Source organism: Paenibacillus taichungensis, from assembly GCF_013359905.1.
GTDB classification, from domain to species: Bacteria; Bacillota; Bacilli; order Paenibacillales; family Paenibacillaceae; genus Paenibacillus; species Paenibacillus taichungensis.
This window is the reverse complement of sequence record NZ_JABMCC010000031.1, coordinates 1-209: the sequence shown is the minus strand read 5'-3', so window position 1 is coordinate 209 and position 209 is coordinate 1. Positions and strand designations below refer to the sequence as shown.

Here is a 209-nt window from a genome sequence, read left to right as displayed (position 1 = left end):
GAGAAGCTTGCTTCTCTGATGGTTAGCGGCGGACGGGTGAGTAACACGTAGGCAACCTGCCCTCAAGCTTGGGACAACTACCGGAAACGGTAGCTAATACCGAATAGTTGTTTTCTTCTCCTGAAGAGAACTGGAAAGACGGAGCAATCTGTCACTTGGGGATGGGCCTGCGGCGCATTAGCTAGTTGGTGGGGTAACGGCTCACCAAG

1 rRNA gene is annotated in these 209 nt (G+C 53.1%); it reads left to right on the top strand.

The features are described 5' to 3' along the window. Positions 1-209, top strand: a 16S ribosomal RNA gene (locus HP548_RS34175); the annotation flags it as partial.